Below are 13464 nucleotides of genomic sequence, written 5' to 3' on the forward strand. Positions count from 1 at the left end.
CTGCCAGCCAAAATGGCAACGCTGAACTGGAGCCCAGAGAAGAATCCCGTGGGAAAGACATCCGGCGAAGACGGCCACGTGCTCGATCCGCGGCTGCCTTCGCCGGAGGTCTTCTGCCGGCGGCTCAGTAACTAAGTCCGCGGTGAGAGCCGTAGCCGTAGCCGTGGTCGTGGCCGTCGACCAGTTCGTCTTCCAGCTCGGTGCGTCGTACGGCTGCGGCTGTGGCCGCCTCGCCTTCCTCGTCTGCTTCCTTGTCGGCGGCGAGTTCGGCGTAGAACTGGGCGACGTAGGCGTCGGCGGAGTCGCGCCGCGATTCGCGGGTCAGCATCACGTCCGATGCGGCGTCTTCGCGGTCAGGTGTAGTCATCATCTGCCTCCACTGCCTAGTGATGTCCCGCCATGCGTCGGCGCGAAGGTCGTTGCCGGCGGGTTGGTTGCCGAGCGGGGAGGCAGTATTCGCGGTCGTGATGCCGTAGCTTTCGCGATACGCCGCAGCGAGCCCGACGAGGTGATCCCATTGGTGCGCCGATGCGGCATCGTCGGGGCGGGCACCGAAGCGTGCGAGCCACGGCGGTTGTTCCCGCACGGCTTGATCTCGCAGCTGGTCGGTTCGCGCGGTGATCTCCGCGTTCATGGTTCCCAGCCGCTCCAGCGAACCGTGATAGTTCCCCGCGTGCGCCAGGTCGGGCTGGGCCTGCCACGGTAGGGCGGAGTGGAGCCCGGCGCCGGCGTCGTGCTGACGCACGAGCGCGCCGACGAGCGCAACACCGGTCGTGCGCGGGTCGATGTGTTCGGCGCCGGTCGTTGTCGCGGCGACCTGGCGGACGGCGTCGGTGAGCGCGGTGTCGGGGTCGAGTCCGCGGATGGCGCCGCCGGCGGCGTGACGCCACACGATGCCCCAGTGCTCTTCGGTCACGGCGGCGTCGGGCAGGTGCGCGGCGACGATCTGCTGCCAGAGGATGATCTGCTCGTCGGTCGCCGGCGCGATCCGGGCTGGCGCATCGTGAGTCCGGATGTGGTCGTTGACCCGCTTGGCCAGCACCGCGGCCGGGTCTCGGGCCCAGTTGAAACCTCGGTCCTCGACCAGGTCACGGACGAGCCGGTCGGCCTGCCAGCCACGGTCCTGGGCACGGGCCAGCGCGTTCAGCACGGCAGGCTCGGCACCGGAGTTGACCGCGTCGGGGACGTAGCGGGCGAGGACGTCGAGGTAGCGGTCCTCATCACCGTCACGGACCAGCAGCTCGTAGCGGCGGATGAGCACGTTGAGGGGCTCGAGGACGACTCGTTCCTCGGTGTGCTCGAACTCGGCGAAGATGTCGTCCATCTGGGCGGTCTGGGCGGCTGTGTGCGCCTTGACAGGTGAGGGCGAGGCGGGCGCGGGCGTCTGCGCTGAGCCGAAGGAGTCCCACCGCGCGGACAGCGTGCGCCAGGCGTGCGCCCTCGCCCCGTGGCTCTTGGGCTTGCCGCCCAGCGGTGCCTCTCCATCGATGCGGAACGTTTCGCGGTAGGCGGCGACCAGGCCGACCAGGTCGTCCCAATCATCAGCCGCGATCGGGTTATCGGGGCGCGGCCCAAGGTCCGATACCCATTCGGGTTGATCGCGGATCAACGCGGCGCGCAGCACTTCGACGCGGTCGGCGATGGCGTGGTTCATCTCGTGCAGGTACTGGGCGTGTCCCGGGTGATGCCGGACGTGGGCGAAGTCGGGCCGGGCCAGCCACGGAACGGCGCGTACATGGGCCTCACCGCGCTCACGTCGGTGCTCCAGTTCGGCGGCGAGAGCGGCGTCGGCGTAGCGGTCATCCGGCATCGGATCCGGCACCACCGGTCGCCCGGCCAGCTGGTGCGCGACGGCGGTCACGGCGGTATCGATGTCGAACCCGACCGCCAGCGCACCGGCCGCGCGGTGCCAGATCTTCTCCCACTCCGGGTTCTCGACGGCCACGTGCGGGGCGATCGCATCGACGATGCCCCGCCAGCGGGTCACGTCAGCCGGTTGGAGTGGTGCGGTCGGTGAGGGCGGCCGGCGGGGTTCGAGGTGCTTTCTGATCCGGGCTTGCAGTGCGGCGCCGGGATTGTCGGCGTCGTCGAGGGTCTGGCGCCAGCGCATGACGGTGGCGACGAGCGGGTCGGGTTCCCAGCCGAGGTCGTGGGCGTTGCGCAGCGTCTGGATCAGCGCCGGTTCACTGTCGAGATCCAGCGTGGATGGAGCCCGGTGGGTGAGGATGGCGCGGTAGCGATCCTCGTCGCGGTAGGTGGCGGTGTAGTTGTAGCGGAGAACGAGCGTGCCCATCGACACTGCCTCGTCCTGCGCCTCCCGCAACGTCTCGGTCGCCGAGACCTCGGCGCCGGATTGGTGGAGCACGCCGGTGAGCACTGACTCTGGGGACACCGGTTCGGGGGTTTCGCGGTGTTGGTCGATGACGTGGTGGTGGGTGACGACGTAGAGGTAGTTGCGGAGCATGGCGCGGGTGATGCCGGGGTAGAACTGCTCGCGGGTCATCGTCGGCGGGACCAGCAGGTGGGCGTTGCCGGTGCTGGTCATGCCCTGGACCCGGTTGATGGTGGCGGCGTAGGCGAGCTCGACGTGGGCTTGGACGTACCCGGCCGGCAGCGTGATCGCGGCCTTGTGCACCTTGTGCTGCACGGTGATCTTGCCGTTCGCGTGGACGGCGGTGACGGTCCAGACGTCGCCGTTCTTGACGAAGTCCTTCCCGCCGAACAGCGACAGCAGCCGTTGGTTGTGGCGGGTGACGACCCAGTCGCCGACGCTCGCGGTGGTGGCGTCGTGCAGGTCGACCTCACGGCCGCGGTCGACTGCACCTCCAGCCAGTCGACGTTCCCGGGCGTCGATGTTCAGCGCGACGGTGTCCTCGTTGGTCGGCACGATCAGCAACGACTGCACGCCGGCGTCGAGATCGGCTTGCCAGTGGGTGCGGGCGGCGTCGCGCATCGTCTCCAGCGACCCGTCGGCGACCCGGCCGTTGTCGAAGTAGTACTCGAGCCCCTTGGGGTTCCAGGCCCGGATCTGCAACGACGCCGCGGCCTGTTCCTCCCGGTCTTCGCCGCGGAACCGCACGATCTCCCGGAACCGCACGGCGCCGACATCGTGGGCGGTCAGCCGGATTGCACCACCGGCCTCGACCGCGGCCAGCTGCGCGTCGTCCCCGATCAGCCGCACGTCCGCGCCGTTCGTGAGCGCGTACTTCACGACCTTGTGCAGGGCGTGGGTACCGGCCATCGCTGCCTCGTCGACGATGACCAGGTCCCCAGCCTCCATCGGGAACGCACGGTGGGCGAACCCGAACCACAGCGCGGTGGTCAGCTGATGCAGCGTGTGCGGCTTCGCCCCGATCGACGCGCCGAGCTCCTGAGCCGCGCGGGCAGACGGGCCGAAGGCGTACACGCGGTGCCCGGTGCGCCGCCACGCGGTCGCCAGGACCTTCATCGCCGAGGTCTTCCCGGCCCCGGCCGGCGCGAGCGCGAGCTGCAGCCGCCGCCCGGAGCGGGCGAAATGGCGCACCATCTCCGTCTGCCCGGGGTTCAATCCCTGGTCGGCAAGGGCCTTCTCGACGGTGTCGGCGCGCAGGCGGTGCCCGCCGCCGCGGCGCGCCCACGCGACCAAGTCGCCTTCAGCGGCGAGGGTCGCGGTGGTGGTGTAGCGGGTCGAATGGTGCTCCACGAACACCGACTCGCCGTTGCGGCGACGCAGCGAGGCGGGCTCGTTGACCGCGGTCGGGCCGACGAGGGCGAGAGTGTCGGGTTGCGCCAGGATCGTGTCGACGATGTCGACAATCAGCGCTCCGCGCTTGTCGACGGGCATCTGCAGGTGCGCGGACTGGCGGTGAGCTTCGGCGGCGAGGTTCCACCAGGAGAAGTGCGCGTAGCTGTCCGACACGACATCCCGCGTGGACTCGGCGAGTTTCGCGATGTCGACGGCGTCGGGCTCGGCGCGTCCGCTGAGGAACACCGTTCCGCTCAGCGTGTCAAGGATCTTCGCGGGCACGATGCTGAGCGCGTGCTCGCGCCAGGCCGCGAGGTGCTCGGGCAGGGTCTTGGGTGGTTGTTTGCCGGGCCGGTTGTCGTACTGGGCGGCGCGGTCGATGGCGAAGATGTCTTTCGGCGTCGGCTCCTTCCCGTGCTGGGCCGTGAACTCGACGATGCGTTTGGCTCGGGCGGCTTCGAACTGGCGGTGGCGCTGGGAGAACAGCTTCACCAGCTCGACAGGGATCCCTTCGAGCTGCCACACCGGGCGTTTCATGTCCACGCCCTCGGCGCCGCGCTGCACCCAGGAAGCACCCTGTTCGCGGAACAGGTCGCGCAGTCGGTTGTCGAAGTACTCCGACGCGGTGACCGTCGCGGCCAGCACGGTGCGGCCGTCGAGCGCGGTCCATTCGCCGTCGTCGCTGCGCTGCACCTTCGAGGAGATCAGGGCGTGGATGTGCAAGTGCGGGTCGGAGGCGCGGGAATCCCAATGCTCGAACAACGCGGCGGTGATCCCGTTGACGTCGACCTGGGCCTCGCCAATGTTCCCGCGGCGGGTGAACGCGACGTTGCCCTCCACCCAGGACAACGTGTCACGAGCGGCCTGGCGCACCATCCCGGCGATCAGTTCCCGCTCCGCTGGTGCCGCCATAGCCCACGCAATCGACACCGACTTGTCGGGCGCGAACACCATCTCGAACCCGGACACCGCCGACTTGAGATTGCGTTTCTGTTCCGCAAGCCACTTGTTCAGCTCCTTATCATCTGCGGGACCGACACCGTCATGAGCTTTGCGGTAGGCCTGGATCTGGACGCCGCGGCGCAGCTCGGCGCGTTGGGTCGCGGAGATCGGCGCACCAACTGGCCGGCCGAGGGAACCATTGTGGTCCTTGTACGCCTGCGACACCTGCGAGCGCAGGTGATCCAGCGCGGAGTACTGCGGGAACCGCCGACCGAGGCGGGTGGCCTTCAACGCCTCTGCGGCGGTGGCGCCGTCGGCGATCATCTCGGCTTCGATGGCGTCGGCGTGCGGATGCCGGCCTTCGCCGAAGAGGGCGTTCATCTGGGCAGGGGTGACTGCGCCGGAGAGTCCTAAGTGCTCTGCTCCGGCGCCGAACCATTGGCCTGCCGGGTAACCACGGGAGAGGTAGTAGTCACTTAACAGCTCGCCGGGCTCGAGCTCACGGTTGCGATCGGCGCACGCCACCGTGTTCGTGAGATACTCGTGACCACCAGGGCTCAGCTTCCGCAAGCCCATCATGTCCACATCAGACTACGCCGAGAATCCGGCGGCGCCCACCTGGTTACTGGTAACGACGCGTATTTGATCGGCGCGTGTTCGCCGATGCGGAAGTTGGCGCGGGTGCTGGATTCTGCTGGCTCGGAACACCAGGGAACAGAAGATCATCAACCGCTAGTCCGGGCCACCGCAGCTGATCGAGTCCGCGGTGCAACTCCGGAACGGCCCGCCCGAACCGCTGTTGTCGTACGACTCCATGGCTAACACGAACCCGTACGCCACCGCGGTGTGCACGGGCGTCAGGAGAACGGTCATACCGAGCGCGGTGCCCACCCCGGTGCCTGGGCGCGATGTCTTTTCGAGCACGAAGGTAGGACGTGCACCGCCGCGCCGGGTTGTCACGGGAACCGCAACCACCCGCGTAGCGGATTGACGGTCCCGCACCACCGCCAATAGGCTCTGTCTGTTCTATGGGGGACATCGACGCATTCTCGAACCGCTGACAAGGCGGTCAAGTCGTTATGCCTTCCGCGCGACCAACGATCTCGGAGGCAGCAAGCACATGGCCAGGATCACGGCACGTCGAAGACTGCTTACCCTTTTCCTCACTGTGGCGGCGGCGACGGCCTCGTGGACGGGAATCGCCCAAGCCGGCAGTCAGTCACGGGATGTCAGCGTCGCGGAAACGCAACCGGGTGTGGTGTGGAGTTCCACCTGCTCGTTGCCCCTTGCGCAGCGCACGGGACAGTGGGTCTGCCCGAACGTGGACGGGGCGGGTGCACCGGCGCGAGCAACGTCGGCACCGACGGGGCCGGCCGCGCAGGCTTTCCGGGACTCCTCCTGCTATCCCGCGCCTCCCGGCACCGGTTCGGCGTGCTGGTACGTCGTCGACGACTTCTCCGCCTACTTCGACATGTGGAGCTACTTCGGCAGCGCCGACCACATCATCGGGCAGGTCTCCTACGGCATCGACTGGACCGTGACCGGCAGCAATTTCCGGGCCAACCCGGTCACCTTCAGCGCCACCATGTACACCGAGAGCGTCAGTTTCGAGGGCTGGAACATCGACGCGTGCGGAGGGCAGGTCGGCAGCACCCTGTCCGGTTCCTACAGCCCCTACTACGTGGGGTTCGTGCCGCCGGACGTCACCATGAGCTGGGACCCGTCAGGGTACAACTTCTACTCCGGCGACCCCGCCTGCAAGTCCGAGGTCATCCAGGTCAGCTTCGGGCAGGCAGACAGCCCGGGCGTCAGCTGGCCGGTCACGATGAAGAGCCCGGTGGCCTACAGCCTCGACCCGGACACCGATCCCCTCTACCGCTTCCGGACCGCGCAACCGTCGGATCTGCCTGCCGACCCGCTGTCCTGACTCCGGCCTGACGGGCGCGGGCGCGGGTACACTGCCGGGGTGGCCGACTCGGAGCGCCCGGAAGCGGGGTGCGTCATCCTCATCCCGCCGGCCGGGCGCCGCTCGTGGTCGGCGGCGTGGGCGGAGACCACGACCGCCGAGCATCTCGAGTGGTTCGACGGCGACAGTTTCCGCGACGTCGTGCGATGGGCACTCGCCCGAACGACCGAGGTCTACCTGCGGGAACCCAGCGGAGAAATGACCCGGCTGGTTCCTCCGATCACGGAGTGAGTGCCCGTCCGGTCCCGCGACCGGACGGGCACCACCGGGATCAGGCCGAAGGAAGTAGACCCGACCCGGCTGGCCGAGCTCGCCAACCGATCGTCCGGCCCCACGAAAACCGCCTTTGTCTGGTCGCATTCGGTGCGATGATCTCGCATCTGATGCGATCAGAGCTGGTCGTGGCGCGCGCCGCGATCGCGGCGCGGCGTTGCGCTCCGCCGTCCTGGCCTGCACTACGCTCGGATCCGAAGGCTGTGTCGATGCCTCCTTCTGCGGGCTCCACGAACGCCGCTTTACCGCCGCGTGCCGCGCGGCGCGTGTTCGCATCAGATGCGATTCGACCTGGTTTCAGAACGTCTGCAAGACGTGCTGTGTGCGGGGTAGGGGCGGGTTGGGTGAGGTGGTGGCGGTGGCGTGGTGGGCGGGGTGAGTGGGCGGTCGGGTGGTGTGGGGCTGGGGTGTGGTGGTGGGCGGGGTGCGGTAGGCGGGGTTGGGGTTGGGGTTGGTGGGGCGTGGTTGGGGTGAGCGAAATTTCGGGTCGAGCGCCGGCGCCTGCACTAAGGCGCCCCGGGCGCCGTCTGCCGGCGCCTGCGCGGTTTTCGGGGCTGTGGGCATGGCAAAGCGGCCGCCGGTCGGTGACCGGCGGCCGCGTCGCGTGGAGTTGCTACTTGTCTAGAACGGGCGATCGTCGCAATCGATGTGTCCGCATCCGACGTGGCACGGAATGCCGTTGCGTTCTCCGCGTCCGGTGCTGGGCTGGGTGGCGTGGTGGAGGGGGTGCAGCTCGGGCCGGATCGCGTCGGCGGGAATGTCCTCGGTTACGGTGCCGTCTTGCCCGGTCGCCCATCGGGCGTGGCGGTTGAGGAGTGCTCGGAGGTACGCGGCGACCGGTGCGGGTGCGTCGGTCGGGATGGTGTCGGCGGCGGCTAGCTGCTGGTCGATGTCAGCGGCGGCTAGCTCGCGCTCGATGTCGGCAAGGATGTCGTGGAAGGTGCGCACGGTGGCGGCTCCTGGATCGGGTGGGGCGGGGGCACCCGGGTTCGGGTGCCCCCGCTGGCGAGAGTGATTAGGCGACGGCGGCGAGTGCGCGGACCGGCGCGAACGTGAGCAGCGGCGGCATGTCGCGGTCTCGGCACATCTCGCACCGGTCGTCGGTCTGGGCGCGCTGCTCGGTCGGTGTGCGTTCGAGGTTGCACGCCGCGCACAACCCGCCCGGCGCGACCGGGAGCAGGGCAAGCCGCTCATAGTCCTCATCGGACAGGGCGTAGCCGGTCATGTCGCTGGCTGCGTCGCTGCTGTGGTCCAGGTCGGCGTGACGCTGCCGCTCCTGCTCGTAGAGGTCCACCCCGCGCTCGTCCTTGCGGACGAACCCGGCGGTCGGGATTGCCTGCTGAATCTGCCGCCACTGCTCGTCGTACTCGGCTTCGACTTCGCCGACGACGTAGCGGCGGGCGGCCTTCTGCTCAATCGACTCGTGCCCGGCCTTTGTCGTGCTCTCGTGTGTGGCCGTGGTCGTCGGCTTTGCCTCGGCGGCGGGCTCGGTCACCTCGGGCGCGGTGGCAGACTGGGCCGGTTCCCTGGTGGCGGTGTGCTCGCCCGGCATCGGGCGCTGCGCCGACTCGGCTTCCCGGCGGCAGGCATCGGAGCAGTACGGGAGTTCCGGGGTATCGGCGAGGTTGCCGTCACAACTTCCGCACTGGTGCGGCTCGGCTGCTTCGGCGGTGGTGGCCTGCTGCCGCGCGGCGGTGCGGCGGCGGGCGTGCTCGGCGCGGGCCTTGCTGGCGTACACGCACGCCATCACCAGCGTGCGCATGTCTTCGGCGAGACTGGGCCACAGTGTGTGGGCGGTTTGGATGGCTTCGACGATGGCGGGGTGGGTGGCGCTGGGGTTCTTGAGCAGCGTGGCGCACGTGGTGAACGCGTGCTGCTGGGTGCCGCCGGTGGCGGCGTTGAGCCACCGCAATCCGTTGAGCGCGTCGGGGATACGCGGCGGCTGTTCCCGCAGCATCACTGTGACGTCGTTGACCTCAGACACGGCGACCGCGCGGCGGGTCTGGCTGCTGTAGACGCACCGGTTGAACAGCTCGCGCTCACGTTCGCCGTAGCTGTCCCACTCGGCGTGCGCGTTGCGCACGGCGGCGAGGACGTCACCGCTGATCGCGGCGTCGGTGTTGAGCAGCGTGGCGCACGCGGCGAGGATCGCGGGCGGGTTCTCCCCGCTGTCGGTGAAGACGTTCCGAAGCTCGGTGAGCGCGGTCCGCACGCGCGGCGGCTGTGCCTGCAACGCCTGAACGGCGCGGTCGACGCTCGGGCGATACTTACGGTGAATGGTCGAAACCATGATAATTGATCCATACTTGTCGATGTGAGGCTCTCGGGTTTGCCGTCCCGATCATCTTGCGGTTTCTATGTTACCGCGTCGTCTTGCGCTATTCCACTTGAAATGCCGCGATTCGGCGGCGATTTCCGGCAATTTCAGATGTCAGTAATTTTGTCGGATCTGATTTGATGGAATTGTCTATTCAGGTGGATTTCGTCGTGCTGAGGGCTGCCCTGGGGTCTGCCTGGTTCCGCAGGTCGGCGCGGTGAACGTGACCAGGTGCTGAGCGGGTGGTGGGTGGCCCCGAAGCAACCAGGGCAGGCCCCCGGCCTGCCCTTAATGCCTGACCCAGGGAGTAGGGGCCCCGAATGCAAGGGTGGGGCCTCGAACTACTTTTGACCACGCTTTTCGGTCAAAAGTAGTTTGGGGTGCCCTTGTATTTGGGGGAGCGACCGATACAATTTCGGGGCCACCCACCACCCGCGGACGCAACCAGAACAGCTGAAGGCGCCCACGGTCACTAGGGCTCCGAGAGTCAGCGTCTGACCAGCTGAAACGGCAAGCTGGGCCCACGAGCCGGACCATGTTGACCTGCAGGTAGCCTGCTGGCAGCGCTCCGTGGGTCTACTTGTCCCTGTGGCGGAGCGTCAGCGGGCCGCCGCGAGTTTTGCCGCTCGCCACTTCGGTGGCGTGGCCCTTCGGGGCTACTGCGGCGGTACCGCGCTACATTTCCTCGCCGAGTCGGCGGCATCGCGGACGCGGTCAACGCGTCTGCGGCGTGACCGTCGCGCCGTCGATGTGCGGGTCATCGTGCGGGCGGCGGGTAGGCTAGCGGTGTTAACGCTGCCCTCCCCGCGCGGGAGGTGCGTCATGGTTGAACGTCAAACAAAGGGCTCTGGGCGGAAGCGCCGGTCGTCGGCGACGCTGGAGCGGCTGGAGGCCGCGCGGCAACGCCGTGCGGAGCAGCTGGAACGCGAGCGCGAGAACGAGGCACGCGTAGACGCGGCGCTCGGCCCGTTCGCGGAGGCGGCAACGGCGATCGAGGCGGTGGAGCGCCGGCGCGAGGATCGGGTCGCCGCGCTGGGTGCACAGCTGGAGCGGAAGCTGGCGGAGCTGGCGCGGCAGCGGGTGGCGAAGGTCGCGGAGTTCGATCGGTCTGTCGAGCAGGTCCGCGCTGACGCGGAGATGGAGATCGGCGAGTGGCGCTCGGTGATGGCGGCGTCGGTGGCGCAGATCCGCGAGGCGGGGGTCGGCGCGGCGGAGACGGCGGCGCTGCTGGGGATCTCGGCGAAGGCGGTCACTGCCCTGTCGCGCAGCGCGGCGGCTGCGGTGACGACGACGTCGGTGCCGAGCGACGGCGGCGCGGTCGGTGAGGCGGCGGCTAGCGACGACGCCACTGCGAGGACAGACGATCCGGCAGCTCAGACTTCGGTGGACGAGCCCGTGCGCCGGTCGGAGCCCTACGACGAGGTGTATGTTCCGGCCGACTGATCAGAATGTCGTGCGAGGTAGAAGACAAGGGGCGGGGACACCGAGAGGTGCCCCCGCCCCTTTGGTCGTTGTCGGAGGTTCAGCGCGTCACCGGTTGCCGGTCGGCGTGCTGCTCGGCGAGGCGTCGGGCGTGGCGGGCGAGAGTGAGGCGCTTGCGCCGTCGGTAGTACACGACCATGGTGGCGACGCCGCAGCAGATCGCGAAGCCGACGGGCCATCGGTTCCCGGCTTCGTCGCCGTCGGCGCCGGGGAAGTGAGCGACGAAGACGTAGCCGGGCAGCGTGGCGGCGCCGAGGATGGCGGCGATTCGGTAGCGCTTGGCTCGGTCGAGTTTGGGCTTGATCCGGTTTCGGCTGAGGTGGGCGACGACGCACCCGAGGAGCGCACCGAAGATCAGCGCGCCGGGGAGGGCGAGCAGGCCGGCAGGGTCGGTGAAGGGCGTGATGATGAGTCCGATGTAGCCGAGAGGCTGGATGCCGAGGTAGACGCCGGTGCCTCCGGCGAGGACGAGCCCGGGGATCGTGACGCCGTAACGGATGCTCATGCTTCGAGCGTAAAGCGATTCCGCTACCCCAAGGGGTGATTTCCGGGCCAGGGAACGCGTTCGCTTTCGCGCGACGCCGGTCGGTGGCCGTGCGTTCGAGGGGGTGGACGGCCGGGTGTTGTGGTTGGTGGGCATCGTGGCCTCCGGGACGTGGCGCTGTGGCATGAGAAAGGCCGGGGCCAGCCGTCGGGCTGGCCCCGGCCTTCCGGGGTGGTGCCCGGCCGGCGGGGAAGACCGGCCGGACACCGGGCTTCATCAGAAGGGCGGCTCGTCGCTGAACCCGCCGGCGTTGGCACCGACCAGGTCCCGTTCGGCGGCCGGACCCCACGGGTCGCCAGCCGGGGGCGCCGGCGTGCTGGTGACCAGGTCCGGGTTCCCCGTCGAGGGAGCGTTCTTCGCGTTCTTGGTGACCGTTGCAGTGGCGTAGCGCAGCGACGGGCCGATCTCGTCGACGTCCAGCTCGACGACGGTGCGCTTCTCGCCCTCCTTGGTCTGGAACGAGCGCTGCTTGAGGCGGCCCTGGATGACGACGCGTGCGCCGCGGGTCAGGGACTCGGCGACGTTCTCCGCCGCCTGCTTCCAGATGGTGCACCGCATGAACAGTGCCTCGCCGTCCGCCCATTCACTGGTGGCGCGGTTGAAGGTGCGCGGGGTGGAGGCGACGGTGAAGTTCGCGACCGCCGCACCGGCCGGGGTGAAGCGCAGTTCCGGGTCGGAGGTGAGGTTGCCGATGATGGTGATGGTGGTGTCGCCGGCCATGGTGGCCTCCCTTGGGCTTGTTGGGGTGTGGAACGCGGCGCAGCCTGAGCACGCGGCGGCCGGGGGTCGCCGTGAGGCGACGTCCCCGGCCCTGGCTCATCCGCCCGGCGTGAACCAGCGGGCAGCTCGACTGGCATCGGAGTTCGGGAGGTGAGGGGGCTGGTTCACCCGGGCGGATCGGGCCGGGCTTCGGGGGCGCACTGGCCCCCGGTCGGGGTGTGCTTACCTTCGGGCGATCCACGTCCCAGCGAGCCGGGCGAGGCTACCGCTGGCGAGACAGCCTGCACGTCGCCCGCGTTCACTGGTGAACCCGAACGCCAATACCGGCCCGGAGCGACGCCTGATCTCACCATCACGAGTGGTGCCGACTCCGATCTCGGCACCGGCCGGAGCGAGGCGGGGCGTCAGCACCTGTCGGTGGCCTGAGTACCGCGCAACGCGCGGCGGGTGTCGCGGCTCGTCTGCTGGAGCAGCGTGCGGAACTTGGTCGGCGCGACACCCTGGTCGAGCATCTGGAGGAGCATTCGGGGTAGCCGCTGTTGGAGATCGGCGGTTTCGAGCGATGCGGGCGGTGGTGCCGTCGCCGCGCTGGTAGGCGTGGATCGCGATGAGGGTGGCGAGTCGGCTGGCGATCGGGTCGCAGGCGTGGCGCCATAGGTGTGTGGCCAGGTACTCGGCGCCGAGGTGGAGACGGTCGTCCTCGACGGTGATGAGGACGTCGAAGAACGGTGTGGTAGCGAAGGTCGCGACCAGATCGGCTATCGCTTCCTCGTCGGTCGGCAGCGTGCCTTCGCTCGCCGCGCGGATGGCGGTGTCGGCCCGGTCGAGACGCGCGAGTGCGACAGCGGGCCGGTTCAGGTCGATGCCGGTGTCGGTCAGAGCGGAGTTGATCGGGTGCTGCAGGCGTTCGCGCACATGCTCGGGGCCGGGACTGAAGCGGCGACCAGGTCCTGGCGGCGGTCCGCCACGACCCGCCCTTCGGCCGCGGCGGCAGCGGCGAACACGGTGGTGGCCGGGTCTGGCAGTGCGCCGTGGCGCCCAGGGGTGCGGTAGGAGCGCCACCGGGCACCGGGGGCGATGTCTGGGACGTGGACGACGTCGATGTCGGTGAGGCCGTGGCCGGTCAGTGACGTGGCGATGGTGTCGGCGGTGTCGCGCCGCGGCAGGTCGGTGTCGTCGGCGGGCTCGTTAAGGGGGCGGATCACGGCTGCGAGGACGCTCTGGACGGGCAGGTCGTCGACCTGGCGGGCGAACGCGTCGACGTACTGGCCGGGGTCGGTGACGACGTAGCCGAGGTCGGCGCGGATCATCGGCCCGACCGTGCACAAGGTGTTGCTGCGGTGGAGGGTGGAGAGCAGCACCAGGGAGTGGCGCGGGACGAATCCGATGATGGCGGGCAGGCCGGCGAGCATGTAGCCGGTGCCGTCGATGGTGAGGGTCATCGCAGGAAGTCCTCTCAGACAACGGGATACGGTGGCGTACGGCGGGGAACCGGA

The 13464-nt window shown here is 69.1% G+C and carries 11 protein-coding genes; 3 read left to right on the plus strand and 8 right to left on the minus strand.

The window, feature by feature from the left end:
• Positions 1 to 124: 124 nt before the first annotated feature.
• The gene (gene mobF, locus AB0M59_RS29790) at positions 125 to 5245 is read right to left on the minus strand and encodes a MobF family relaxase (protein WP_364621510.1); all 5121 of its coding nucleotides are present in this window, start codon (positions 5243 to 5245) and stop codon (positions 125 to 127) included.
• Positions 5246 to 5398: 153 nt separating this feature from the next.
• Complete coding sequence (locus tag AB0M59_RS29795; protein ID WP_364621513.1) at positions 5399 to 5539, minus strand: hypothetical protein; 141 nt, start codon at positions 5537 to 5539, stop codon at positions 5399 to 5401.
• Between the two features lie 406 nt (positions 5540 to 5945).
• Between AB0M59_RS29795 and AB0M59_RS29800 the strand changes: the two genes are divergently transcribed.
• Complete coding sequence (locus AB0M59_RS29800) at positions 5946 to 6593, plus strand: hypothetical protein (protein WP_364621515.1); 648 nt, start codon at positions 5946 to 5948, stop codon at positions 6591 to 6593.
• Between the two features lie 39 nt (positions 6594 to 6632).
• Positions 6633 to 6863, plus strand: a complete 231-nt coding sequence (locus AB0M59_RS29805; protein ID WP_364621517.1) for a hypothetical protein — start codon at positions 6633 to 6635, stop codon at positions 6861 to 6863.
• A gap of 663 nt (positions 6864 to 7526) precedes the next feature.
• Here AB0M59_RS29805 and AB0M59_RS29810 read toward each other — a convergent pair.
• Both AB0M59_RS29810 and AB0M59_RS29815 read right to left on the minus strand, forming a co-directional pair.
• Positions 7527 to 7853 carry a hypothetical protein gene (locus tag AB0M59_RS29810; protein WP_364621520.1) on the minus strand — a complete coding sequence of 109 codons (327 nt, stop codon included), beginning with the start codon at positions 7851 to 7853 and terminating at the stop codon, positions 7527 to 7529.
• Positions 7854 to 7920: 67 nt separating this feature from the next.
• Positions 7921 to 9195 (minus strand): hypothetical protein, encoded by a 1275-nt coding sequence (locus tag AB0M59_RS29815; protein ID WP_364621523.1) that lies wholly within the window; start codon positions 9193 to 9195, stop codon positions 7921 to 7923.
• A gap of 849 nt (positions 9196 to 10044) precedes the next feature.
• On the opposite strand from AB0M59_RS29815, the gene AB0M59_RS29820 reads away from it, so the two are divergent.
• Positions 10045 to 10665 (plus strand): hypothetical protein, encoded by a 621-nt coding sequence (locus AB0M59_RS29820; protein WP_364621526.1) that lies wholly within the window; start codon positions 10045 to 10047, stop codon positions 10663 to 10665.
• A 79-nt stretch (positions 10666 to 10744) separates the two neighbouring features.
• Here AB0M59_RS29820 and AB0M59_RS29825 read toward each other — a convergent pair whose 3' ends face one another.
• From AB0M59_RS29825 to AB0M59_RS29840, 4 genes are all read right to left on the minus strand, one after another.
• The gene (locus AB0M59_RS29825) at positions 10745 to 11209 is read right to left on the minus strand and encodes a hypothetical protein (protein ID WP_364621529.1); all 465 of its coding nucleotides are present in this window, start codon (positions 11207 to 11209) and stop codon (positions 10745 to 10747) included.
• A gap of 255 nt (positions 11210 to 11464) precedes the next feature.
• Positions 11465 to 11968: a single-stranded DNA-binding protein gene (locus AB0M59_RS29830; RefSeq protein WP_364621532.1), complete on the minus strand. Its 504-nt coding sequence runs from the start codon at positions 11966 to 11968 to the stop codon at positions 11465 to 11467.
• Positions 11969 to 12190: 222 nt separating this feature from the next.
• Complete coding sequence (locus tag AB0M59_RS29835; protein ID WP_364621535.1) at positions 12191 to 12883, minus strand: DUF4192 family protein; 693 nt, start codon at positions 12881 to 12883, stop codon at positions 12191 to 12193.
• Positions 12844 to 13410: a DUF4192 family protein gene (locus AB0M59_RS29840; RefSeq protein WP_364621538.1), complete on the minus strand. Its 567-nt coding sequence runs from the start codon at positions 13408 to 13410 to the stop codon at positions 12844 to 12846. Before AB0M59_RS29840 ends, AB0M59_RS29835 begins: the two co-directional genes overlap by 40 nt.
• Between the last annotated feature and the right edge of the window lie 54 nt (positions 13411 to 13464).

It is taken from the genome of Amycolatopsis sp. NPDC051371, from assembly GCF_040682155.1.
Classification (GTDB): domain Bacteria; phylum Actinomycetota; class Actinomycetes; order Mycobacteriales; family Pseudonocardiaceae; genus Amycolatopsis.

Coding starts and splice junctions, on each gene's coding strand:
- AB0M59_RS29825 (WP_364621529.1), bottom strand. CDS start 11,209: ATGAGCATCCGTTACGGCGTCACGATCCCCGGGCTCGTCCTCGCCGGA.
- AB0M59_RS29830 (WP_364621532.1), bottom strand. CDS start 11,968: ATGGCCGGCGACACCACCATCACCATCATCGGCAACCTCACCTCCGAC.
- mobF (WP_364621510.1), bottom strand. CDS start 5,245: ATGATGGGCTTGCGGAAGCTGAGCCCTGGTGGTCACGAGTATCTCACG.
- AB0M59_RS29815 (WP_364621523.1), bottom strand. CDS start 9,195: ATGGTTTCGACCATTCACCGTAAGTATCGCCCGAGCGTCGACCGCGCC.
- AB0M59_RS29795 (WP_364621513.1), bottom strand. CDS start 5,539: ATGACCGTTCTCCTGACGCCCGTGCACACCGCGGTGGCGTACGGGTTC.
- AB0M59_RS29820 (WP_364621526.1), top strand. CDS start 10,045: ATGGTTGAACGTCAAACAAAGGGCTCTGGGCGGAAGCGCCGGTCGTCG.
- AB0M59_RS29840 (WP_364621538.1), bottom strand. CDS start 13,410: ATGACCCTCACCATCGACGGCACCGGCTACATGCTCGCCGGCCTGCCC.